The organism is Curtobacterium sp. 8I-2 (assembly GCF_902506155.1).
Classification (GTDB): Bacteria; Actinomycetota; Actinomycetes; order Actinomycetales; family Microbacteriaceae; genus Curtobacterium; species Curtobacterium poinsettiae.
Window position 1 is genome coordinate 2,389,745 of the sequence record NZ_LR732827.1, and the last position, 23,031, is coordinate 2,412,775.

Here is a 23,031-nt window from a genome sequence, read left to right on the forward strand (position 1 = left end):
ACCGTACGGGAACCGTCCACGGTGCGTTGCCAGGACCCCGATCCCGGCCGCGGATGATCCGCCAGACGCGGTCTGGTGTCAACCCCTGACGTGACGGGAAACGTCCTGTTGATACTGAAAGTGTCTCGTGCGCCGCTGGTCGAAGCAGTGCACCACATCGAACCGACAGGGAGGCGCGATGGGACACGCACAGGGAACCTCGACCATGGTCATCGACTCCGTCGTGCGACAGCAGGTCGTCCACACCGAACGGATCCGGGCACTCGCCCCGACGGACCCGACGGACATCCGGGTGCAGCCGGTCGACGCCGGGTGCTGGCGGGTCGTCGACGCTGCATCCGCCTGGGGGGACCCGGACATGCTCCTCGGCTGCGTCGAGCGCACTGTCGACGGGGTCGACTGCACGCTCATGGCGACACTGCACGAACAGGAACGGCTTGCGAGCCTGCGGGACGCCCGCTCCTGGTTCGAGCAGCGATGCGGACAGCACCTCGACGAGGCACCGTGTTGACCGCGGTCCACGGGGACGACGCGGCCCGGACCGTCACCGCGCGGATCGACACCCAGCGCCGCCACACCGAACGCTCCGGCACCGACCGGTCCTTCGCCGCGCGCGTGCTCGCCCAGGCCGGGCACGGTCGTGACGTCCGCTTCGACGTCGACGACGACAGTTCCCGGCTGCCCTTCCGGTTCCGGTACCGAACCCGCCGGGACGGATGCGTGAGCCTCGTCACGGCGTCGGCGACCTCCGGCTTCTCCGGGACCTTCGAACCCGTCGACCGCATCGTCGTCGGGTGGTCGAGTACCGGTGGCGTCCGGATCGCCGTCCAGGACGGTGCCGTCCTCGAGACCCGGCCCGGCACGCCCGTCCGGATGCCGACGTCGGGGGAGTTCTCCGTCCGCGCCCCGACGGGCACGCTGCAGCTGGTGAGCATCGACCGGCCACTCCTCGACCAGGTGCGCTCCTCGCTCGGAGCCGCGGCGCCGGAGCTGCCGGACCGAGGTGCCGAACCCGCCGCGGGGGTGCTCGAACACCTGCGCCGGTGCGTCGAACAGGTGGCGGTCACCGCGACGCGTGACGGCTTCACCCAGGGCGCCAGGACCAGCGCGCAGGTCGCGCTCGTCGAGGCCGTCCTCGGAGCGTTCGGGACGCGGGTGCCCGTGATCCTCCGGCGTGCCGTGACCCCGTCGACGGTCGAACTCGCCATGGCGTACCTCGAAGGACACTGCGATCAGCAGCTCTGCCTCGCCGACATCTGCGACGCGGTGGGTGTGAGCCCCCGCACGCTCCAGACGGCGTGCATGCGGGAACACGGCGTCTCGCCGATGACGTTCCTGCTGCGGATGCGGCTCGACCGGGTGCGCGCGGCGCTGGAGTCCGGCAGCCGGCAGGAGACCAGTGTGAGCGAGGCGGCCCTGACATGGGGCTTCCGTCACCTGGGGCGCTTCTCAGGCACCTACTTCCGCCGATTCGGCGAGTACCCGGGCCAGACGTTGCGCGCATCGTCCGGTGCGTGCGCAGCGGGTCCGGAGCGACACGCGGGGTGATCTCGAAGGTCGTGCGACGTGTTCCGGACACCACGGTGAACACGCAAGTTCGGCCCCTAGGGTCGCCGCAAGCGCAATCGCGTGAACTCTCTCGAACCGGTCGAAGGACCGATCCGTGACTGAAAGCGGTCCACATGACCACGACTCCGCTCGCTCCGGGTTACACCCGCACTCGCCCCGCTACGGGAGCCCGAAAGGGCACCTCGACCTACTCCGCGCTCCTGGCGCAGGTGAAGGAGAACGGCCTGCTCCGCCGTCGTACCGGTTTCTACTGGGCACTGTTCAGCGCACTCGTCGGCAGCCTCGCCCTCACCTGGGTCGCGTTCGCGTTCCTGGGTGACTCGTGGTTCCAGCTGATCGTGGCCGGTGCGCTGGGGGTGCTGTTCACGCAGTTCGCGTTCCTGTCGCACGAGGCTGCGCACCGTCAGGTGTTCGAGTCCCAGAAGTGGAACGACCGCGCGGGCCGCTGGCTCGGCACGTTCCTGGTGGGGCTGAGCTACTCGTGGTGGATGAACAAGCACACCCGGCACCACGGCAACCCGAACACGGTCGGCAAGGACCCGGACATCGCCCCCGACGGCATCCGCTTCCTGCCCGAGGACGCCGCCGCCGTGAAGGGTGGCGTGATGAAGACCTTCATGCGCTACCAGGGGTGGCTGTTCTTCCCCCTCCTCACGCTCGAGGGCCTGAACCTGCACCGCTACGCCGTCATGTCGATCGTGACCGGCAACGGCACCAAGGCCGACAAGAAGCACCGCCTCATCGAGGGCGCGCTGCTGGTGGCGCGGTTCGCGATCTACCTGACGGTGGTGTTCTGGTTCCTGCCGTTCGGGATGGCGTGTGCGTTCCTCGGGGTGCAGCTGGCCGTGTTCGGCGTGATGATGGGTGCTTCGTTCGCTCCGAACCACAAGGGCATGCCGACCATCGCCCACGACGCGAAGGTCGACTTCTTCTCCCGCCAGGTGCGGACCTCGCGCAACATCCGTGGCGGCTGGTGGGTGTCGTTCCTGATGGGTGGGCTCAACTACCAGGTCGAGCACCACCTGTTCCCGTCGATGCCGCGTCCGGCATTGAAGCAGGCCCGCCTGCTGGTGCGGGACCACTGCGACACCCTCGACGTGCCCTACACGGAGACCACGTTGCTGCGTTCGTACGGCATCGTCGTCCGGTACCTCAACCGCGTCGGCCTCGCCGCCCGCGACCCCTTCGCGTGCCCCATGGTCGCGCAGCTGCGCATCCACTGACGCCGTGCTGACCGCCATGCCCACGGGCACCGTGAAGTGGTTCGACCACAGCAAGGGGTTCGGATTCATCCACCCCGACGACGGGTCCGAGGACCTGTTCGCACACTTCTCCAGCATCGTCGCGGCGACCGGCTCCCGGCCGCTCGCCCAGGACGACCACGTGCAGTACGAGATCGGACCCGGCAAGAAGGGTCCGCAGGCGGACAACATCTCGATCATCCGCTGACGCGGACGACGGACGGGAGGCACGGTGCCAGCTGGCACCGTGCCTCCCGTCGTTCCTTTCCCATGGCCACTGCAGTGGTAGGCCCGGAACCGCCCCGGCGCCCTACTTGATGCCGGTCGAGGCGATGCCCTGCACGAACTGCCGCTGGAACGCCAGGAAGACCACGAGCAACGGCAGCACCGTGACGGTCGCGATCGCCATCACGGCTCCCCACGGTGAGCTGAACGCCGGGTTGTTTGTCAGGGTCGACAGGGCCACCGGCACGGTCAGGTTCTCGTTGCCCTGCAGCACGACGAGCGGCCAGAGGAAGTCGTTCCACCGCGTCATGAACCCGAGGATCACGAGCACCCCCACCAGGGGGCCGCACGAGGGCAGCACCACCCGGAAGAACGTCTGGAACTCGCCGGCGCCGTCGAGCCGAGCGGCCTCCATCAGCGCGTCCGGCACCCCGAGCATGAACTGCCGGGCGATGAAGATCCCGACGACGTCGAACACGGTCGGCAGGATCACCGCCCAGGGGGAGTCGACCAGGCCGATCTTCGCGACGACCAGGAAGCTCGGCACCAGGGTGACCTGGATCGGGATCATGATCGTGACGAGGAACGCCGAGTACAGCAGCCCTCGGCCCACGAAGCGGAACTTGGCGAGTGCGTACCCGGCCATCAGCGACACGACGACGCTCAAGGCGGTGCCGACGCTGGTGATGAGCGCGGAGTTGCCGAGCCACCGCCAGACCGGCTGCGTGCTGAACACCTGCGTGTAGTTCTCGAACGTCGGCCGGGTCGGGAACAGCGAGAACGTGCCACTCTGCGACTGCCCGCCGGGGGTGAGTGCCGAGACGACCATCCAGTACAGCGGGAACACCATCAGGATGGCCAGGGCGGTGAGCCCGGCGACGAGGACCCACCGACCGGGCCGACGCCGGGAGCGGACTCCAGCCGGACGGCGGCGGGGACCGCGGACATCGAGTACGGCCATCAGAGCATCTCCTCCGCCTTGCGGTTGGCGCGCTGCCGGAGCAGCGTGAACACGAGCAGGATCGCGACGAGCACCAGTCCGAGCGCCGCGGCGTAGCCCATCCGGGCATCGATGAACGCCGACCGGAACACGTACTGGATCAGCACGGTCGTCGAGAAGCCCGGGCCACCGCCGGTCATCACGTAGATGACGTCGAAGGCCTGCAACGAGAACACGACGTTCAGGATGAGCAGGATCGACGTCGTCGGGCGGAGCAGCGGCCAGGTGATGGTCCGGAACCGCACCCAGCGCGAGGCGCCGTCGATCGCGGCGGCCTCCTTGAGCTCGGCGGGCACGGACTGCAGCGCGCCGAGGTAGATCACCATGCAGAAGCCGATCCGGGTCCAGACCACGACGACCACCAGGGTCGCCATCGCCCACCCCGGAGCGGTCAGCCAGGGCACGCGCCCCATGCCGAGCGCTTCGAGCAGGTTGTTCACGACGCCGTAGTCGCCGTTGAAGATCCACGACATGATGACGCCCACCACGACGCCGGCGGCGACCATCGGCACGAAGAACAGGGCGCGGAACACCGAGCGCCCGGGCAGCGGCCGGTTCAGGGCGACCGCCAGGGCGAGCCCGATCGCCATCGAGGTCGGCACGGTGCCGAGCGTGAACACGAGCGTGTTCCGCAGCGCCGTGCCGATGAGCGGGTCGGAGCCCATGTCGACGAAGTTCTTCCCGCCGACCCAGGTGCCGTCGCCGAGCGAGGTGCTGGAGTCCTGGAAGCTCAGCGCGATCGCCGTGATGATCGGGATGAGCGAGAAGCCGAGGAACAGCAGCGCCGCGGGGCCGATGAACACGTACGGGACGAAGCGGCCGCGGCTTCGGCGGGCACCGTCGCCAGCGGGGAGTCCGCCGGTCGGAGGGGCGGTGGACGCCGTCGTGCGGACCGGCGCGGTCTCAGTTCGCAGTGACACTGCGCATCGCCTCCATCATCTGGTTCGAGGCCTCTTTCGGGCTCAGTTGCCCGAGCAGGCAGAGGTCGAGGTAGTCGGCGAACACCGCGTTGAGCGAGCTGAAGTACTCGCCGCTCTCGGCCTTCACCATCGAGAGCGGGATCGTCGTCCCCTGGTCGATGAACCGCTGCATCGTGTCGGTGTTCGCGGCGTACCCGATGTCCTTCGCGTCGAGGGACTTCCGGGCGGGCAGCCAGTTGCCGTCGTGGCAGAACTGCTGCATCTTCGACCGTGACGTGATCATCGCCACGAGCTCGGCCGCGAGCTCCGGGTGCTTGCTCGACTTCGTGACGGCCAGGGCGTTGCCGCCCAGGTCGCTCGCCTCGCCGACGTTGCGGATCATCGGGGCAGTGCCCCAGTTGTCGGGCATGTCGGTGTCGAGCTGCGCGATCGACTCCGGGTTGTTGAGCATCATGCCGATCTGCCCGGTCAGGAACAGGTTCCGCGAGACGTCACCGCCGCCGCTCTTGCTGAGGTTGCCGGTCGTCGCGAGTCCTTCGGCGTACCACTTCCGGCCGAAGGCCAGGGCGTCGATCGCCTCGGGGGTGTCCATCGACGGGGTCGCGCCGTCCTCCCCGAGGAACGCGCCGCCGTTCTGGTGGACCAGCGGCAGCCACCGGTACGCCGTCTCGGGCGACGACCAGCCGTACCCGAACGCGTACTTGCCGGTGACCTGCTTGACCTCCTTCGCGACGTCGAGGAACGCATCCCACGTCCACGCGTCGCCGAGGGCCTGCGGTGGCGTGACACCGATCCGTTCCATGACGTCGCGGTTGTAGTAGGTGATGAAGTTGTCGGTGTGCTGGAAGACGCCGTACACACCGTCGTCCCGCGCGCCGATCGCCCAGAACGGGTCGCTGTAGTCCTGCCGGTAGTCCGCCGGGACGGCCCCCGAGATGTCGACCAGGCTGCCGTTCGCGGCGTACCGGCCGATCTGCTGCGGGGTGATCCGGATGACGTCCGGCGCCAGGTCGGCGGCGAGCCGCGTGATGAACCACTGGTGGAACTGGCCGGTCGTGACCTCGACGGAGACGCTCGTGCCCGGGTGCGCCGCGACGAACTCGTCGGCGATCGCCTGGTAGCTCGTGATGTCCGTCGGGATGTTCCAGGTGGACAGGCGGATGTGCTTCGTGCTGCCGCGGGCAGCGGTTCCCTGGCCCGCGCAGGCGGCGAGGGCGCCGGCCATCGAGATACCGGCGAGTGCGAGGAACCCCCGTCTGGCGAGCTGGGGGGATGGTCGGGTCGGCATGGTCCTCTCCTTTGAGGTCGTGGTGCCGTGCAGGACGGACTGGAGGCGCGGCGCGCGGCTGCGCGTCGGCGCGAGCCGGACGTGGGGTCGCGGTTGCGGACCCGACCCCACGTCGGGCGCGACGGTGTCAGACCAGCGCTGGGCGGGCCTCCCGGTCGGCCGTGTGCGCGGCTGCGCCCGCGTCCGCCGGACGCAGCGACTCGGGGAGCAGCGCCGCATGGGCGTGCAGGAGCTCGTCGGTCATCTCGGCGATGCGGTCGAGCGTGAGGTGGGCCGCCGTCAGCGGGTCGAGGGCGACCGCGTGGTGGACGTGCTCGACGTTGCCCGTCAGCGCTGCGCGCACCGCCAGGGTCTGCACGTTCGTGTTCGTGCGGTTGATCGCGGCGAGCTGGGGCGGGAGCTCGCCGAACGAGGTCGGTTGCACGCCCTTGCCGTCCACCAGGCAGGCCACCTCGACGCAGGCGTCGGATGGCAGGTTCTGGATGACGCCGGTGCTGTTCGGGACGTTGCCGTAGACGACTGCGGGGACCCCTGTGACGATCGCGTTCACGATGCTCGCGCCGTATTCGACGCTCGGCGTCAGGTCGGCCTTGAGCTTCTCGAGCTGCGTGTCCACGTCGCCCTGCTCGTCGTGCGCCAGGCAGATCTCGTAGTAGTCCCAGCGTTCCGGGATGTACTCGAGCACCGTCTCCGGGTCCTTGCGGAAGTACGGCACGTACTCGCTGGCGTGGTGGCTGGACTCGGTCTCGAAGTACCCGAACGAGCGCATCAGCTGGGTGCGCACCTGCTCGTTGCCGCCCTCGTAGTTGCTCGCGGCGGCAGCCGCCTCGCTGTGGTCGCCGTCGTCGTCGTGCAGGTCGGACGCCGCGACGCCGCGCTGGTGCTTGGCCGCCATCACCTCGCGCAGACGCGGGTAGAGGTCCTCGCCGTTGCGACGCTTGAACTCGAGGATCCACGCCTGGTGGTTGATGCCGGCGCTGATGAACTCGACCTCGTCGTAGGGCACGCCGAGCGTGCGGGCGAGCATGCGGGTGGTGCCCTGCACGCTGTGGCAGAGGCCGACGGTCCGCAGGCCCTTCGCGTTGAGGAACGCCGTGGCCATCGCCATCGGGTTCGCGTAGTTGATGAACTGGGCGTCCGGGCAGAGGTCGAGCGCGTCGCGGGCGATGTCCTCGTAGGCACGGACCGACCGCAGGAACCGGAACACGCCGCCGGGGCCGACGGTGTCGCCGACGGCCTGGTCGATGCCGTACTTGCGGGGGATCTCGACGTCCCACTTGTACGACTCGACGCCGCCGACCTGGAACGTGATGATGACGACGTCCGCACCCGCCAGGGCCTCGCGCCGGTCGGTGGTCTCGAGGACCTCGACGTCGAGGCCGTGGTGGGAGACGAGTTCGCGGGCTGCGGTCGCAGTGCGGGCGACCCGGCCCGCGTCGAGGTCCATGAGGTGCAACGTCGCGTCCTGCAGTGCGGGGAAGGAGACGAGGTCGCCGATGAGGCGGAAGGGGAAGACGAAGCCGCCGGCGCCGATGATGGTGATCTTGGTCATGTGACGACGGTAGGAAGCGCCTGGGCCCGGGGGCCTCCGGCTTCGGACGGCGGGGTTCCAGGATCCTCGGATCGGACTCCGGGTCGTCCACGCCGCTGCCGTAGGCTCGGCACCGTGCTCGACGTGGAGACGGTGGAAGCGGCGTACTGGAGCCATCGCGGCCCGGCGCCGATGATGCCGTCCTCACACCGGCACGACGACCTCGAGATCAACCTCGTGCTCGAGGGACGGCTCGACTACCGGTTCGGCGGGGAGCCGGTGAGCGTCAACGCGGGGGAGATCGCGCTCTTCTGGGGATGGACACCCCACCAGCTCGTCGGTGACGCGACGGGGACCGGACAGTGCCGGTGGGTGCACATACCGCTCGGCGAGGTGCTGGCGTGGGGGCTTCCGGACCACGACCTCGGTGCCATGCTGCTGAACCGTCCCGTCGTGGTGCCGACCGGTGCGGCCGGGCGGGACGTCGAGTCGATGTTGTCGTCGTGGCAACGGGACTTCGCGGACGACGGAGCCGGAGTGATCGCGAACCTCGAAGCGCAGGCCCTGGTGCGCCGGTTGCTGCGGCACCACCGCGACGCCGTGGACCAGCGCGCGGAGGGCGGGCACGGCACCGCGGACGCGATGCACCGGGTGATCGACATGGTGCGGTTCGTCGTGGACCGGTTCCGCGAACCGATCGAGGTCGCCGACGTCGCCGCTGCGGCACACCTGCATCCGCACTACGCCATGACGGTGTTCCGGCAGGACGTCGGGACCACGATCGGGGAGTACCTGACTCGGTGCCGGGTGGCCGAAGCGCAGCGGTTGCTCGCGACCACGTCGATGACGACGTCGGAGATCGCGCACGCCGCGGGGTTCGGCTCGCAGTCGAGCTTCTACGCGCACTTCACCCGTGCTTGCGGGAGCGCGCCCGGGGCGTACCGAGCGCGGGCCCGCTGAGCTGTGGTTCCCACGACGTGAATCGGCCCGGACCGCGCTGCTGCGTGGTCCGGGCCGATCGTGGTGCGGGGGTGTTACTTGATCTGTGCGGTGATGGTGGCGGTGCCGACGAGGAGGCCGCGCTTGACGGCGTCGGTGCCGAAGGTCTTGTTCAGCAGGCCGGCGGCGTCTTCGCTGATGTGGACGGTGGTGCCGGTCAGGATGGCGTTGTCGCCCTCGAGCTGGAGGGGCTTGAGGGAGCCGCCGTGCAGCTCGAACAGGAACGCGTTGTTGACGGCGACCTTGCCGTTGACCAGGNTCCGCGCATGAACCCGGGTGTTTCGCCCGCTCGGCCGGGGGGGGGGGGCTCAGCCGAGGCGGGTCGCGGCGATGCCGCCGTCCACGTCGATGGTGGCGCCGTGCACGAAGGACGCCTCGTCGGAGGCCAACCAGCGCACGGCGAACGCGACGTCGACCGGCCGGACGGGTGCGCCGGCCGGTGTGCCCGCCGTCATCTGCGCGAGGACGTCGTGCGAGTCGGCGTTGCCCGGCGTGGCGGTGGCACCGGGGGAGACCGTCGACACCCGCACACCGTGCGGGCCGAACTCGGCGGCCCACGCCCGGGTCAGCTGCTCCACGGCCGCCTTCGTCGCCGGGTACAGCGCCGTGAAGGGGACGCCGACGCGGGACATCCACGAGCCGATGTTCACGATGACACCCGAGCCGCGCTCGACCATGCCCGGAGCCAGGGCGCCGACCAGGACGTGCGGTGCTCGGACGTTCGTGGCCCAGAGCGCTTCGGCGTCGTCATCTGGGAGCAGCGCCGTCGGGCCGACCGGGTAGACGCCGGCGTTGTTGACGACGATGTCGACCCGGCCACCGAGGGCCGCCGTGGCACTGGCCGCGAGGTCGCGGACGGCGTCAGGGTGCGCGTTCAGCTCGCCGATGACGGCCACGGCGGAGCCACCTGAGGCGGTGATGGCGTCCACCACGGCCTGCGTGCGCTGTACGTCACGGCCGGCGACACCGACCGTCGCGCCGGAGGCGGCGAGGACCCTGGCGACGGCTTCACCGATGCCGCTCGAGGCGCCGGTCACCAGCGCGGTCCGGCCGGCCAGTCGGTCGTCGGAGGTCAAGGAGTCGAGGAGTGCTTCGTTGGTCTGCATGCTCCGATGCTCGGTCCGGCGAGGCGGTCGGCGATTGCACAGGACTCCGGACTGCTTGCCGGATCCAGCACGGGCGTTCAGCGCATCCATCGGGTCGACAGAATGAGTACATGGACGACGTCACCTCGGACCGACTGGACCGCGCGCTGCAGAGCGTCCTGGCCCACGTCGACGACACGGAGCGCGCCGGACGGCTCGGACTCCGCCTGGCCCGGGTCGACGCGCCGACCGACCTCGGGTACCAGCGCTACACGCCGTCGGTGTCGGTGGTGCTCGCGGGGCAGAAGCGGTCCATCGTCGGGGACGACGACCAGCTCTGGGGTCGCGAGCGCTTCATCATCACACCCGTCGACCTGCCGGTGATCGCCGGTGTGGTCGCCGTGGAAGAACCGGCGGGATTCGTCGCGGTCGTCTGGCAGCTCGACCCCGCGGTGGTGGCCGAGGTCGCGACGGCGATGTCCCGCCCGCACCAGGACGAAGCGCCGCCGGCCCGACTCGGCAGCTGGACACCAGCGCTGGCGGACGCGTTCGCGCGACTCGTCGGATTGCTCGACACTCCGGAGGACATGGCGGTCCTCGCCCCGCTCGTCACCCGCGAGGTCGTGCTCCGGCTGCTGCAGACCGACCAGGCCCCGCGCATCCTGGCCGCGATCGGCAACCGGGACGGCGACGTGGTCGCGGCCGCCACGGCCCTGCTCACCGATCGGCTGGCGGACCCGTGGTCGGTCGCCGACCTGGCCGCGGCGGTCCGGACGAGCGAGTCGACCCTGTTCGCACGCTTCCGGCAGGTCACCGGGATGAGCCCGGTGCAGTACCTGCGGCGGCTGCGGCTGGGAGAGGCCCGGCGGCGGATGATCGTGCTCGGGGACACCGCTGCCCAGGCTGCTGCGGCGGTGGGGTACCGGAGCGCCTCGCACTTCTCGCGGGACTACCGCGCCCTGCACGGTCGTCCACCGGCTGCCGACGCCGGTCGGGCTCGTGAGCTCATGGCGCGGGGCGAGGTCGCGATCGCCTGACGCGTCAGTCCTCGGTGAGTGCTGCCGCGTAGGCGCTGACGGAGCGGTGGTAGCGGGGGAGCGTCGGCTCGACGGCCTCGATCGCGACGCGCAGGGCCTCGGCCGAGCGTCCCGCGCTGTGCAGCGCGAGCGCGAGGAACACCCGCGGTGCCGCCCCGGTGGCGGGGTGCTCGGGGGCGTCGCGGAGCATCGCGATGGCGGCCTCGACCCGGCCGAGGTTCCGCAGCGTCGAGGCGTGCTGCACGACCATCCGCGCCGCGCGTTCGGGGTCGACGGTGTCGAGACCCGCTGCGGTCGCGGCGGCGTACTGCACGTCGGCCTCGGCCTCGTGGCCGCCCGAGTCGAAGGCGCCGCCGAGCTCGAACGCGCCGAGGGCCGGGTGCGGGGCGTCCGCTGCGAGGTCACGCATCCGCTCGATCCGCTGGTGGTCGTCGATCGTCTCGTCGTCCCACAGCGTCGCGACGCGTGCTTCCCAGTCCCCGGTGCTCATCCGGCGAGCGTACCGCCGTCGGTGATCGTCGCGCGGAAGGAGCGGACGAGCGGTGCGCCCGGCTGCACGACCGCGGGGATGTCCCACGCCAGGGCCGAGCCGATCGCCGGGTACTCCTCGGCGCGGACGAACCAGGGGTCGTGGTGGTCGAGGGCCTCGATGCGGATCGTCGCCGGCCCGCCGTCGAACACCGCGGACCAGGAGATCCAGGGTGCGACCGAGCCGTGCACGGCGGTCTCGCCCTCGGCGTCGGCGGTCCGGACGACGACCCCGGTGCACTCCGGGAACCGCCAGGAGAAGCCGCCGTAGCCCGCGCCGACCCGGCCGTTGCTGCCCGGGCCGCCGAGGTGCACGGGGGAGTCGCCGGGGGCGCGGAACGACGACGACCAGGACAACTCCCACCCGGTTCCGACCGAGCGCCAGCGCAGGGCGCGGTCCTCGTGCAGGACCACCGCGCGGTCCGGACCCCGCCAGACCAGCTCCTCCGTCGACCCGTGTCCGTGCTGCGCAGCGTGCACGACCTCGACCGAACCGTGGTCGTCGCGCCAGACGTAGCCGGGGCCGTGGACGTAGGTCCGTCCGCCCCAGCAGTTCACGCCGTCGACGTCGGGGATCGCGACGCCGACCCCGCAGTGCCAGTCGTGGTCGCCCGGGTGGTGTGCGCTGACCACGGTGCCGCCGAGGGTCCGGACCGGGTGCAGGTACGGCCGAGGGGACGACGTGGCGATCGTGCCGGCCCCGTCGCGTTCGACGGCGACCGTGACGTCGTCCACGCGGAGCTCCTGCAGCGTCTGGTCGCGGGCCGTGTGCGCCCACGGTGCCCCGACTTCCGAGAACAGCGCGCGGGCGTCGGCGGCGCGCTCGATCGTGGCCTCGACACCGGTCACCACGGGGCGCCGGGTCGGCCCCTCGCCCTCCCACGTCACCCAGGGGTGGTCGAGCTGCACGGGTTCGGTCGCGCGGACCGCCTCGAGCACCTCGACGAACGCTCCCGTCGAGACGAGCGGCACGAGCAGTTCATCGCCGTGGGACCGGTGCGCCAGCAGGTTCTCGAGCAGGTCGGTGCGCTCCAGGCGCGTGGTCGCGCCGTCGATCGTGACGTCGTCCGTCGTGTAGTGCAGCACGCCGTCCCCCGTCGCTCCCCGCACCCGCACGGTCGGCGGGACCTCGGTGGTGGCGCAGAGCGTGAGCGCGGCAGTGGCCTCGAGGCCGGCGGTCGTGGTCACCCGGACGGCCGAGGTGTCGTCGCCCTCGATGGCGTTCGCCCGGTACAACTCGACCTCGACCCGCGCGACGTCGGCGGTCCGGCGGCAGCCGACGAGCGCCAGGGCCGTCGCCACGGCGTGGGCGAGCGGGTTGGTGACGACGCCGTCGAGCACGTCCACGCCGCCGACCCGACGGCGCCCCGCCCAGGGGGAGCGGTCCCAGTACGCCCGGTCGCGGGTCCACGTGCCGACGGCGGCCGCAGACCGGACGGCACCGACGAGCGCCCCGTCACGGAACGCCGGCAGCGCGGCGGAACCGAGACTCTGGAACCCCACCTGCACGACCCTGCCGGTCCGACGTTCGGCCTCGAGCAGCACGTCGAGGGCGTCGCGCGTGGTGACCGGAGGCTTCTCGAGCAGCACGTCGGCGCCGGCGTCGAGCGCATCGAGGGTGAGTGGCAGGTGCGCCGCGATCGGAGCCGCCACGACGACCACGTCCACCGGTCCGAGCCTGCGGGCCGCTGCCACGTCGGCCACGACGGGCACACCGGCGTCGGCGGTCGTGCCGAGCGCGGGGTCGACGACGGCGGTCACCGTGCAGACCCCTGCTGCCACGAGCCGGTCGATGTTCGCGCGGTGGTGCAGGCCGTAGCCGCGGGCTCCGACGAGCACCACGCCCGGCAGTGTCACCGGCCCGTCCCGATCACGATGCGTGCCGAGCCGGGGGCTCGCCCGGTGACGTGGACGTGCTCACCCCGCGGTCGGTCGGTCCCGCCGAGGAACGCGTAGTCCTGTCCCGGGGTGTAGCCCGCCGGCTGGCCCGGACCGGCGCCGTTGCCCGGACCGAACGTCACGACGTCGGAACCGACGCGGTAGCTGCCGGTCCCCTCCGCCAGGACCCGCTCCCCGTTGACGGCGTCGGTCTCGACGCCCGTGAGGGTCCCCCCGGTGCGGAACGTCAGCTGCAGGGACCACGGCACCTCGGCCCCCTCGGTCACGACGTCGAGGACGACGGCGTCCGGGGTCACCGCGACGTCGACGGTCGTGCTGAGGACCACCGTGTCGACGGACCGGGTGCCGAACGCCATGGCGGCGGAGAACCGGCCTTCGTCGGCGAGTGGGTAGCGGCCGTCCGGCTGGCGATCACTCGCGGGCAACGGCTGGTGGTAGCCGGCGGACACGGTCTCGGTCAGCCGGAACCGTCCGTCGCCCAGGGACTCGAGCGCGGTCGGTCGGAACGGTCCGAGGCCGAAGAACTCCCGCGAGAGCCGCACGTCGGACAGCACGACCGACCCGACGACGACCCGCAGGAACGTCGGGCTGTTCGCCAGCCCCGACCGCACGTGGCCCTGGGCCGGGACGTCGGAACCGGCGAAGAGCACGACACTGCGGTCGGGCTCGCGGACGTGCACGAGCCGTGCGTCGGCGAAGGTGTGCACGGCCGGCGCCAGGGCGACGGGTTCCGGCAGCGGACGCCCGAGCAGGGGATCGGTCATCGACCGCGCGGCGACGGCGGCGGGCTGCCAGGTCTCGGCCACGGCGGCGCGGGCGGCGACCGCGGCCAGGTCGCCCCGGCCGTCGAGCACCGCGACGTGCCAGAGCAGCGGCGCGAACGGCCCGATCCCGAAGGGCTGTGACTGGTCCTGCCGTCGGGACTGCACGGTCTCGACGGTGTCGTCCGGCAGCAGGAGCGCGAGCGTGGCGTCGAGCGAGCGGCGCACCGGGTCGAGCAGGGCGGGGCGGTCGAGCACGGCGGCGAGCACCAGGAACGACGGCCCGGACACGGCGGACGCGTAGTTCGGGCTCCGCTCCGACCACAGACCGTCGGCGTCGATGTCCGGCCCTTCGGCCAGCCACGCGTCGATGCGGTCGAGCAGCGCCGCCGCCGGGTGGAGTCGGTGCACCCGGGCGAGGGCGGCTGCGATCTCCCACCGGTGGTTCGGGGTGTGCACCCCACCGGTGAGCAGTGCGGGGGTCGCCCGGTGCACGATCGCGTCGAGGTCGTCGGCCAGCGCGGCCGCTGCCGGCACCGTCGCCCGGTGCGGTGCGAGCAGTTCGAGGGCGTCGCAGACGTCGTTGACGGTGAACGCGGAGTCCGGCGGGGAGAGCACGTTGTCGCCGCCGACGAACGTGCCGCCGGGCGACTGCCGGGTCGCGAGGTGCCGGACCCAGCCGTGCGCGGTGGTGAGGTCGTCGTCTGCGGGGTGAGCCGGGCCTCCAGGCCGTTGCCGGACCCACGCGCCGACCAACGCGAGCGCACGCGCCATCAGCTCCCGGTGCTGCAGCGTGGCCGGGTCGTCGTCGGCCAGCCGCAGGCGGGCGACCTCGGCGTCGGCGGCCGGGCCGGCCAGGTCGAGGAACCCCATCAGTCCTTCAGACCCGCGTTGAGGTCGGCACCGTTCACGTACTTCTGGAACACCAGGTAGAGCAGCACGAGCGGGATGATCGAGATGACGGAGGCGCCGAGCAGGACCGTCCAGTTCACGTTCTCGGCACCGACGATGCTCTGCAGGGCGATCTGGATCGTGAACTGCTTCGGGTCGTTGAGCACCAGGAGCGGCCAGATGTAGTCGTTCCACCGCCACTGGAACGAGAAGATCGCAAGCGTCAGCATGATCGGGCGGGAGATCGGCAGCATGATCCGCCAGAAGATCCCGAACTCACTCGCACCGTCGATCCTGGCCGCTTCGACCAGGTCGTCCGGCACGGTGATGAAGAACTGCCGGAACATGAAGATGCCGGTGGCCGTGATCACCGACGGCACGATGATGCCGGCCAGCGAGTCGTACATGCCGAGGTCGCGGATGACGATGAACGTCGGAGCGAGGATCACCTCGGTGGGGAGCATCGTCGTGGCGAGGATGCAGACGAAGAACACCTTCAGCCACCGGTTGTCGTACTTCGCCAGCGCGTACCCGGTGGCCGCACTCGCCAGGACCGTCAGCACCGTGGTGACCAGGGCGACGATCACGGTGTTGCCGAAGTACTGGGCGAAGTCGTAGCTGGACCACGCCTCGGCGAAGCCCTCGACCGACCAGTTCTTCGGCAGCAGGGTGAGCGGGTACGAGAACAGCTCGCCGCCCGGCTTGAACGCGCTGAGCACGAACCACAGCACCGGGAACCCGAACGCGATGATGAACACCCAGAGCAGGGCCGTGGCGGCGATGGCCTGGGGACGCGGCGTGGCGTCCACAGCCTTCGAGCGGCCAGAGCGGCCAGAGCGGCCAGAGCGGCCGGAGCGGCCGGAGCCGGAGCGACCGGCCCGACGGCCGCTTCCGGTCTTGTCGGTCTCGGTGGGGAGCGTGGCGGTCATCGACGGGACTCCGTCCGGCGGTTCACGGCCAGCTGGATCAGCGCGATGGCCATGAGGATGAGCATGAGGACCATCGACGCCGCGCTCGCGTAGCCGATGTGGGCGTTCTGGAACCCGTTCGTGTAGATGTACTGCACCAGCAGGTTGTTGTCGGTGCCAGGGCCGCCGCCGTTGAGCGCCTGCACGGTGGCGAACTCCTTGAACGCACTGAGCGACGACAGCAGGATGACGATGAACGACGTCGGCGCGATGCTCGGCAGGGTGATGTAGCGGAACTGGTGCCAGGCGCCGGCACCGTCGAGCGATGCGGCCTCGTAGTACGACTGCGGGACGTTCCGGATCGCGGCGACGAACAGCAGCATGTTGAACGCCGCCCCGGCCCACGCGGTGGCGAAGACGACGACCAGCAGCGACAGGTCGGCGTTCGACTGCCACGGGACGGCCTTGCCGCCCAGGGACTCGATGACGAAGTTGGCCAGCCCGAAGTTCTCGCCGAACATCCACCGCCAGATCACACCGGTGACGATGGGGGAGATCAGCCACGGAACGAAGAACACGATGCGGGCGACGCTCCGGCCCTTCGCCGCGGGGCTCGTGAGCATGAGCGCCATCGAGAGCGACAGGACGAAGCCGAGCGGCACGGCGACGATCGCGTACAGGAAGGTGCGACCGAGGGCAGCGTAGAAGGTGTCGTCGGCGAACAGTTCGAAGTAGTTCGCCAGGCCGACGAACTTCGGGTCGACGACGCCGTTGTAGTCGGTGAACGAGTAGCCGAGGCCGATCACGGCGGGCCACACGAAGAACACCACGAACAGGACGGCGTTCACGCTGACGAACAGGATCGGGGCGAGGACGGGCTTGCTGACGCCGGAGCGGCGGCGCTTCGTCGTCTTCGCGGCTCCGGGCCGGCGGGGCGGCACCGGGGTGGGGACGGCGGTCTGCACGTCACCGGCTGCGGTGGGGATGCTCACGATGATCCTCTTCGTTCGACGTGGTGCTGCTGTGGAAGGAGAGACAACGGGGCCGGACGCATGCGCCCGGCCCCGTTCCGTCACCCCACGTGCTCCTCGTAGTACTTCGTGATCGTGTCGAGCGTCTCCTTGGCCGACTGCTGCCCGTTGATGAGCTTGCCGACCTCGGCCGTGGTCGGGTCGGTGCCGATCTCCTTGCCCTCGACCGCCCACTCCGACGCTGCCTTGGCGTACGAGCTCGAGATCGGGTCGGCCGCCTCGATCTCCTTCTGGTACAGCGCGAAGGAGTCCTTTGCTGCCTGCGACTTGAAGGGGTAGGTGATGTCCAGCCCGGACTCGACCGGCAGGAACCCGTTGGTGGTCACGAGCTTCGCGTAGTTCGTCGGGTCGTACATGTAGTCGATGAACTTCTTCGCCGCGGCGCCGCGGGTGTCGGAGTTCTCGAACCCGACGATGTTGCCGCCGTAGTTGATCTCGGTGGCGTGGGTCGGGTCCGCCGGGGTGGCGGCGCTGGCCCAGTCGAAGTCGGTGATGTTCGACGCGAAGTCCGACGACTGCCAGACACCGGAGAAGTACGCCACGACCTGGCCGCTCTTGAACAGGGCGTTCGGGTCCTGGCCGCTCGTCCACACCGACTTCGGCATGACCGAGTCGTCGTTCATGTCGGCGAAGTCCTGCAGGGCGTCGACGGTCTTCGCGTCGGTGGGGAAGGAACCGTCCTTCTCCTGCTGCATGAAGTCGGTGCCCTTGGTGAACATGTAGGCCCGCAGGCGCGACGGCGACGAGTCGAAGACCAGGTCGTACTTGGCGCCGGTGTCGGCCTTCACCTTGTCGGCGGCGTCGAGGAACTCGCTCCACGTCCACGCCTTCGCGGGATCGGTCGGGTACGCGACGCCGGCCTTGTCGAACAGCGACTTGTTCACGAACAGTCCGGCCGCGGTGACGTCGGACGGGATCGAGGTGACCTTGCCGTCCTTGTCCTTCGCGATGAGGTCCTGGTCGATCCCGTTCGCCTTGTCACTGACGATCGAGGCGAGGTCGACGGTCTTGCCGCTCCAGATCGGGTCGATGCCCGCGGCCCGCACCACGTCGGGCAGCGAGTTCGCCTGCGCCGACTCGCGCAGCTTGGTCTGCAGGCCGTCGTACGGCAGGTTCACGATCTTCACCGCGACGCCGGTCTGCTTCTCGTAGGCGGTCGCGAGGTCCTGGTAGCCCTTCTCCTGCGCGGACGAGGTGGAGAGCCAGAAGGTCAGCTCGTCCACCTTGCCGCCGTCCCCGGACCCGCCGGAGGCGCAGCCGCTCAGGAGCGCGAGCGCGGCGATCCCGCCGACGAGTGCGAGCATTCTCTTGGATGACTTCATCGTCACTGCTTTCGTTCGGGACCACGTGCATCTGCCGTGGGCGAGCGTTCGGGGTGTCTCGGCCGAGGACCCCAGGTCTACACGACCCCCGCCGTTCTGGCAAGCGCTTTCCTGAGCGATGTTCTGACAATGTGACCTGCGGTCTCGACGGCGAGACCGGCCGCTCGGAACCCCGCCCTGGCCCGCGGGGAATCGCTATCCTCGCCACAGGCCGCGCACGGCGCGGACCCTGACTGGAGGCACGACATGCCCGAGCGAGGCACCGTCACCCTGGCCGACGTGGCCGAGCGGGCAGGGGTGTCGCTCGCGACCGCCTCGCGGGCACTCAACGGCAGCACCCGCAAGGTCCGGCAGGAGTCGGTGGACCGGGTGCGCGCCGCCGCCCGGGCCCTGCGCTACACCGCCAACGTGCAGGCGCAGGCCGTCGCTCGGGGGTCGACCACGACCCTGGCGCTCGTCGTCGGCGACATCGCCGACCCGTACTTCGCCGCGATCGCCGCCGGCGCGATCCGCGCCGCCGACGACGCCGGGCTCGTCGTCACGATCACCTCCACCGGCGGCGACCCGTCGCGCGAAGTGGCGGTGCTCGACGTGGTCGCCGGACTCCGCCCGCGAGCCGTCGTGCTGGCGGTCAGCCGTCGGCTCGGGATCGGCTTCGGATCCGCGACGGGCTCCGGCCCGTCCGAAGTCGCGGCGGCGGTCGGTGGCCTCGTCGCCGCGGGGGCGGGGGTGTCGGCGCTCGTGTCCGACCTGGACGGAGCCGCAGCGGGCGTCCCGGGCGTGCACGGCGTCGTGATCCGCAACCTCGGCGGGGCCGCGGCACTCGCCGGGGCACTGGTCGAACAGGGGCACGACTCGTTCGCCGTGCTCGCCGGCGACCCGGACCTCGTCACCGCCCACGCCCGGGTCGAGGGGTTCGTCGCCGGCCTCGCGGCCCACGGTCTGCGGGTGCCCGACGACGACGTGGTGCCCTCCGAGTTCACGCGCGACGGCGGGTACCGGGCGATGGCGTCGCTGCTGGACCGAGCTGCCGAGGGTGGGGCCGCGGTGCCCCGGTGCGTCTTCGCGGTCACCGACCTGATGGCCGTCGGGGCGGTCGCGGCGATCCGGGAGCGCGGGCTCGTGCCCGGGGTGGACGTCGGCGTCGCGGGGTTCGACGACGTGCGGATGCTCGCCGACGTCGTGCCGGCGCTCAGCACGGTGCGGCTGCCGCTCGAGGAGATCGGCGAGCGGGCCGTCCGCCGTGCGCTCGGGCTCGAGGCCGACGGTGCCGTCGACGGCGAGGTCGTCCTGCGCGCCAGCACCGCCCGCTGACCTCGCCACCGCGCACCCCGTGGTGTACGGTTCCGGCAAGCGCTTTCCACGACGACGGAGAGCGGGCCACAGCGAGCAAGGGAGCACGCGTTGACCACCACGCGCACCATCGGCATCATCATGAACGGCGTCACCGGGCGCATGGGCTACCGGCAGCACCTGGTCAGGTCGATCCTGGCGATCCGCGATGACGGCGGCCTGCTGCTGCCCGACGGCACGCGCGTGCAGCTCGAACCGATGCTCGTCGGTCGGAACGCCGCGAAGATCGAGGAGATCGCGACCCGGCACGGCCTGCAGCACTGGACCACCGACCTCGACGCCGCCCTGGCGGATCCCCGCTGGCAGGTCTTCGCCGACTTCGCCGTGACGAGTGCCCGTGCCGACGCGCTGCGCCGCGCGATCGCCGCCGGCAAGGCCGTCTACACCGAGAAGCCGACGGCCGAGACCTCCGCCGAGGCCCTCGAACTCGCCCGGCTCGCGGCCGAGGCCGGCGTCCCGAACGGCGTCGTGCACGACAAGCTCTACCTGCCCGGGCTGCGGAAGCTCCGTCGCCTGCTCGACTCCGGGTTCTTCGGCCGGGTGCTGAGCGTCCGCGGCGAGTTCGGGTACTGGGTGTTCGAGGGGGACTGGCAGTCGGCGCAGCGCCCGAGCTGGAACTACCGCCGGCAGGACGGTGGCGGCATCGTCGTCGACATGTTCCCGCACTGGAACTACGTGCTCGAGCAGCTGTTCGGCCGCGTCGAGTCCGTCTACGCCCGGGCGGTCACGCACATCGAGCAGCGCACCGACGAGCAGGGCGTACCCTACCCGGCGACCGCCGACGACGCCGCGTACGGCGTGTTCGACCTGGCCGGCGGCGTCACGGCGCAGATCAACTCGAGCTGGGCGGTCCGCGTTGACCGCGACGAGCTCGTCGAGTTCCAGGTCGACGGCACCGACGGCAGCGCGGTGGTGGGCTTGTTCGGGTGCCGGATCCAGCCCCGCACGGCGACGCCGAAGCCCGTCTGGAACCCCGATCTGCGCGACGACGCCGACTACCGCAGCCAGTGGCTCGAGGTCCCCGACAACGAGGTCTACGGCAACGGGTTCCGCGCCCAGTGGGAGGACTTCCTGCAGGACCTCGTCGCCGGACGCCCGCACCCCTACGACCTGCTGTCCGGTGCCCGCGGCGTGGCGCTGGCGGAAGCCGGTCTGCGATCCAGCGCCGAGGGCCGGCGTGTGGACCTGCCGGAGCTGACCCTGCCCGCCGGGGCCGAGCCGCGCCTCCCGGTCGAGACGCCGGAGGTCGCCCAGCGCACCGAGACCATCGGGGCGTCCGCATGACGGACCTGACCCTGCTGGCGCCCGACGGCACCACGAGCCGGACGCCGCTGGGCGCACCGGCCGTCGACGCCACTGCCGTGCCCGCGGCACCGCTCACCGAGCGCATCGTCTACGCGGCCGCCCACGTCGTCCCGCGCACCGCCGCCGACAACACCCCTGGTGCTCCGGCCGACCTCGACTGGGACGCCACCCTGGCGTTCCGGCACCACCTGTGGTCGTGGGGGCTGGGTGTGGCGGACGCGATGGACACCGCGCAGCGGAACATGGGACTGGACCCGGAGGCGACCCGCGAGCTCGTGACGCGCTCCGCCCGCGAGGCGCAGTCGGTCGGCGGCCGCATCGTCGTCGGCGTGAACACCGACGACCTGCCCGACGAACCCGTCACCGAGCAGCAGGTCGTCGACGCCTACGCCCGGCAGCTCCACCACGCCGAGGACGCCGGGGCGGGCGTGGTCCTGATGGCCAGCCGCCACCTGGCACGACTCGCGCTGGACGATCCGGACACCTACCGCCGCGTCTACCGTCGGGTCGTCGAGCGGGCGAGCGCCCCCGTCGTCCTGCACTGGCTGGGGGAGGCGTTCGACCCCGCCCTCGCCGGGTACTTCGGCGGGCACCGGGGCCCCGACACGGTGCTCGACATCATGCGCGACGCCGGGCCGGGGATCTCCGGCATCAAGATGAGCCTGCTCGACGCGACGGCCGAGGTGGCACTCCGCGCCCGGCTGCCCGAGACCGCCCGGATGTTCACTGGTGACGACTTCCACTACGTCGACCTGATCGCGGACCGCGACGGCGTGCACTCCGACGCCCTGCTCGGGGCCTTCGCCGCGATCGCACCGCTCGCCTCGGCCGCTGTGCGTGCCCTGCCCGACGAAGCCGCCTACCGCTCGTTGCTCGGACCGACCGAGGCCCTGTCCCGACACCTCTTCAGCGCCCCCACCTGGCACTACAAGACCGGCATCGCGTTCCTCGCCTGGCTGAACGGGCACCAGCCGGCCTTCGCCATGGCCGGTGGCCAGCACGCCGGCCGCTCGCTGTCGCACCTGTCCGAGACGGTCCGGCTCGCGAACGCCTGCGGCGCCCTGCAGGACCCGGACCTCGCCGCCGCGCGCTGGCACGCCCTGCTCGCGGTCAACGGGGTGGCGACGACCGCCGGGAGGCCCGCCCCACCCGCCGTCGACCGCACCGCAGCCGGGGTGGTCGCGTGAGCACGCCGTCCGGCACGGCCGCGCAGGTCGGTGCACCCGTGCCGGTGGCGCCGGGGTCGCCCGCGCCGCACCCGCGGCTGTCCGTCAACCAGGCGACGATCAAGTACGCGACCCTGCCCGAGGCGCTCGACACCGTCCGCCGTGCCGGGGTCGGGGCGATCGGCACCTGGCGCGAACCCGTCGCCGAGCTCGGGCTCGCCGAGGCCGTGCGCCGGGTGGCCGACTCCGGACTCCGGGTGTCGTCGCACTGCCGTGGCGGGTTCTTCACCCTGCCCGAGGGGACCGCACGCCAGCGGGCACTCGACGACAACCGCCGGGCGATCGACGAGACCGCCGCCCTGGCCGCCGCGGGTGCTCCGGGGTCGGCGCCCGTCCTCGTGCTCGTCGCGGGCGGCCTGCCAGCGGGCTCGCGCGACCTCGGCGGTGCGCGTGCGCGGGTGGCGGACGCCCTCGCCGCCCTCGTGCCGCACGCACTCGACACCGGCGTGCAGCTCGCCGTCGAACCCCTGCACCCGATGTACGCCGCCGACCGCGCCGTGGTGTCGACGCTCGCGCAGGCCCTCGACCTGGCGGCCCCGTTCCCGGCAGCGGCCGTCGGCGTCGTCGTCGACACCTTCCACGTCTGGTGGGACCCGGCGCTCGCGGCCTCGATCGCCCGGGCTGGTGCCGCCCGCCGGATCGCCTCGTACCAGGTGTGCGACTGGACCACCCCGATCGCGGCCGACCCGCTGCTCTCACGCGGCTACCCGGGCGACGGGCACGTCGACTTCGGGCCGGTGACCGATGCGGTGATGGGTGCCGGCTACTCCGGCGACGTCGAGGTCGAGCTCTTCAACCAGGCGATCTGGGACACCCCGCCCGCCGAGGTCGTCGCCCGCGTCGTGGCGTCCTTCGCCGAAGCGGTCCCGCTCCCGCGCTGAGGCGGGCGCTGCCCCCCCCCCCCCCCCCCCC

The 23,031-nt window shown here is 71.3% G+C and carries 21 protein-coding genes; 10 read left to right on the top strand and 11 right to left on the bottom strand.

The features are described from left to right. Nucleotides 1–178: 178 nt before the first annotated feature. From BOSE127_RS15095 to BOSE127_RS15110, 4 genes are all read left to right on the top strand, one after another. Nucleotides 179–511, top strand: a complete 333-nt coding sequence (locus tag BOSE127_RS15095) for a hypothetical protein (protein WP_140449285.1) — start codon at nt 179–181, stop codon at nt 509–511. After that, nucleotides 505–1,548: an AraC family transcriptional regulator gene (locus tag BOSE127_RS15100; RefSeq protein ID WP_236559569.1), complete on the top strand. Its 1,044-nt coding sequence runs from the start codon at nt 505–507 to the stop codon at nt 1,546–1,548. Before BOSE127_RS15095 ends, BOSE127_RS15100 begins: the two co-directional genes overlap by 7 nt. Nucleotides 1,549–1,682: 134 nt before the next feature. Continuing rightward, nucleotides 1,683–2,792 (top strand): fatty acid desaturase family protein, encoded by a 1,110-nt coding sequence (locus BOSE127_RS15105; RefSeq protein ID WP_042540448.1) that lies wholly within the window; start codon nt 1,683–1,685, stop codon nt 2,790–2,792. A gap of 16 nt (nt 2,793–2,808) precedes the next feature. Continuing rightward, nucleotides 2,809–3,018 carry a cold-shock protein gene (locus tag BOSE127_RS15110; RefSeq protein WP_042540496.1) on the top strand — a complete coding sequence of 70 codons (210 nt, stop codon included), beginning with the start codon at nt 2,809–2,811 and terminating at the stop codon, nt 3,016–3,018. 102 nt (nt 3,019–3,120) lie between these two features. Here BOSE127_RS15110 and BOSE127_RS15115 read toward each other — a convergent pair whose 3' ends face one another. The 4 genes from BOSE127_RS15115 to melA form a co-directional block, all read right to left on the bottom strand. After that, nucleotides 3,121–3,996 carry a carbohydrate ABC transporter permease gene (locus BOSE127_RS15115; RefSeq protein WP_236559570.1) on the bottom strand — a complete coding sequence of 292 codons (876 nt, stop codon included), beginning with the start codon at nt 3,994–3,996 and terminating at the stop codon, nt 3,121–3,123. Further along, nucleotides 3,996–4,955, bottom strand: coding sequence for a carbohydrate ABC transporter permease (locus tag BOSE127_RS15120; protein WP_056069178.1), 960 nt, complete (start codon nt 4,953–4,955; stop codon nt 3,996–3,998). The genes BOSE127_RS15115 and BOSE127_RS15120 overlap by 1 nt, the downstream gene beginning before the upstream one ends. Next, nucleotides 4,939–6,243: an ABC transporter substrate-binding protein gene (locus BOSE127_RS15125; protein WP_236559571.1), complete on the bottom strand. Its 1,305-nt coding sequence runs from the start codon at nt 6,241–6,243 to the stop codon at nt 4,939–4,941. The genes BOSE127_RS15120 and BOSE127_RS15125 overlap by 17 nt, the downstream gene beginning before the upstream one ends. Nucleotides 6,244–6,370: 127 nt before the next feature. Continuing rightward, the gene (gene melA / locus BOSE127_RS15130; protein WP_159557869.1) at nt 6,371–7,795 is read right to left on the bottom strand and encodes an alpha-galactosidase; all 1,425 of its coding nucleotides are present in this window, start codon (nt 7,793–7,795) and stop codon (nt 6,371–6,373) included. Between the two features lie 114 nt (nt 7,796–7,909). On the opposite strand from melA, the gene BOSE127_RS15135 reads away from it, so the two are divergent. Continuing rightward, complete coding sequence (locus BOSE127_RS15135) at nt 7,910–8,734, top strand: helix-turn-helix domain-containing protein (RefSeq protein WP_031259148.1); 825 nt, start codon at nt 7,910–7,912, stop codon at nt 8,732–8,734. A 347-nt stretch (nt 8,735–9,081) separates the two neighbouring features. On the opposite strand, the gene BOSE127_RS15140 is transcribed toward BOSE127_RS15135, so the two are convergent. Further along, nucleotides 9,082–9,879, bottom strand: coding sequence for an SDR family NAD(P)-dependent oxidoreductase (locus BOSE127_RS15140; RefSeq protein ID WP_071251005.1), 798 nt, complete (start codon nt 9,877–9,879; stop codon nt 9,082–9,084). Between the two features lie 110 nt (nt 9,880–9,989). Between BOSE127_RS15140 and BOSE127_RS15145 the strand changes: the two genes are divergently transcribed. Beyond that, nucleotides 9,990–10,895 carry an AraC family transcriptional regulator gene (locus BOSE127_RS15145; protein WP_017885809.1) on the top strand — a complete coding sequence of 302 codons (906 nt, stop codon included), beginning with the start codon at nt 9,990–9,992 and terminating at the stop codon, nt 10,893–10,895. 4 nt (nt 10,896–10,899) lie between these two features. Here BOSE127_RS15145 and BOSE127_RS15150 read toward each other — a convergent pair whose 3' ends face one another. From BOSE127_RS15150 to BOSE127_RS15175, 6 genes are all read right to left on the bottom strand, one after another. Beyond that, the gene (locus BOSE127_RS15150) at nt 10,900–11,385 is read right to left on the bottom strand and encodes a tetratricopeptide repeat protein (RefSeq protein ID WP_071251006.1); all 486 of its coding nucleotides are present in this window, start codon (nt 11,383–11,385) and stop codon (nt 10,900–10,902) included. Next, nucleotides 11,382–13,265 (bottom strand): DUF6807 family protein, encoded by a 1,884-nt coding sequence (locus BOSE127_RS15155; protein ID WP_236559572.1) that lies wholly within the window; start codon nt 13,263–13,265, stop codon nt 11,382–11,384. Before BOSE127_RS15155 ends, BOSE127_RS15150 begins: the two co-directional genes overlap by 4 nt. Nucleotides 13,266–13,276: 11 nt before the next feature. Continuing rightward, the gene (locus BOSE127_RS15160) at nt 13,277–14,956 is read right to left on the bottom strand and encodes a hypothetical protein (RefSeq protein ID WP_159557873.1); all 1,680 of its coding nucleotides are present in this window, start codon (nt 14,954–14,956) and stop codon (nt 13,277–13,279) included. After that, the gene (locus tag BOSE127_RS15165; RefSeq protein WP_042540410.1) at nt 14,956–15,903 is read right to left on the bottom strand and encodes a carbohydrate ABC transporter permease; all 948 of its coding nucleotides are present in this window, start codon (nt 15,901–15,903) and stop codon (nt 14,956–14,958) included. The genes BOSE127_RS15160 and BOSE127_RS15165 overlap by 1 nt, the downstream gene beginning before the upstream one ends. Further along, nucleotides 15,900–16,874, bottom strand: coding sequence for a carbohydrate ABC transporter permease (locus BOSE127_RS15170; protein ID WP_197068670.1), 975 nt, complete (start codon nt 16,872–16,874; stop codon nt 15,900–15,902). Before BOSE127_RS15170 ends, BOSE127_RS15165 begins: the two co-directional genes overlap by 4 nt. Before the next feature lie 80 nt (nt 16,875–16,954). Beyond that, complete coding sequence (locus tag BOSE127_RS15175) at nt 16,955–18,235, bottom strand: ABC transporter substrate-binding protein (RefSeq protein ID WP_051067354.1); 1,281 nt, start codon at nt 18,233–18,235, stop codon at nt 16,955–16,957. A gap of 246 nt (nt 18,236–18,481) precedes the next feature. Between BOSE127_RS15175 and BOSE127_RS15180 the strand changes: the two genes are divergently transcribed. The 4 genes from BOSE127_RS15180 to BOSE127_RS15195 all read left to right on the top strand — a co-directional run bounded on the left by BOSE127_RS15180 (nt 18,482) and on the right by BOSE127_RS15195 (nt 23,000). Beyond that, nucleotides 18,482–19,549 carry a LacI family DNA-binding transcriptional regulator gene (locus tag BOSE127_RS15180; RefSeq protein ID WP_159557875.1) on the top strand — a complete coding sequence of 356 codons (1,068 nt, stop codon included), beginning with the start codon at nt 18,482–18,484 and terminating at the stop codon, nt 19,547–19,549. Between the two features lie 120 nt (nt 19,550–19,669). Then, the gene (locus tag BOSE127_RS15185; protein ID WP_159558207.1) at nt 19,670–20,872 is read left to right on the top strand and encodes a Gfo/Idh/MocA family protein; all 1,203 of its coding nucleotides are present in this window, start codon (nt 19,670–19,672) and stop codon (nt 20,870–20,872) included. Continuing rightward, complete coding sequence (locus tag BOSE127_RS15190) at nt 20,869–22,080, top strand: DUF993 family protein (RefSeq protein WP_159557877.1); 1,212 nt, start codon at nt 20,869–20,871, stop codon at nt 22,078–22,080. The genes BOSE127_RS15185 and BOSE127_RS15190 overlap by 4 nt, the downstream gene beginning before the upstream one ends. 44 nt (nt 22,081–22,124) lie before the next feature. Continuing rightward, nucleotides 22,125–23,000 (top strand): sugar phosphate isomerase/epimerase family protein, encoded by an 876-nt coding sequence (locus BOSE127_RS15195; protein ID WP_159558209.1) that lies wholly within the window; start codon nt 22,125–22,127, stop codon nt 22,998–23,000. The last annotated feature ends 31 nt before the right edge of the window (nt 23,001–23,031 follow it).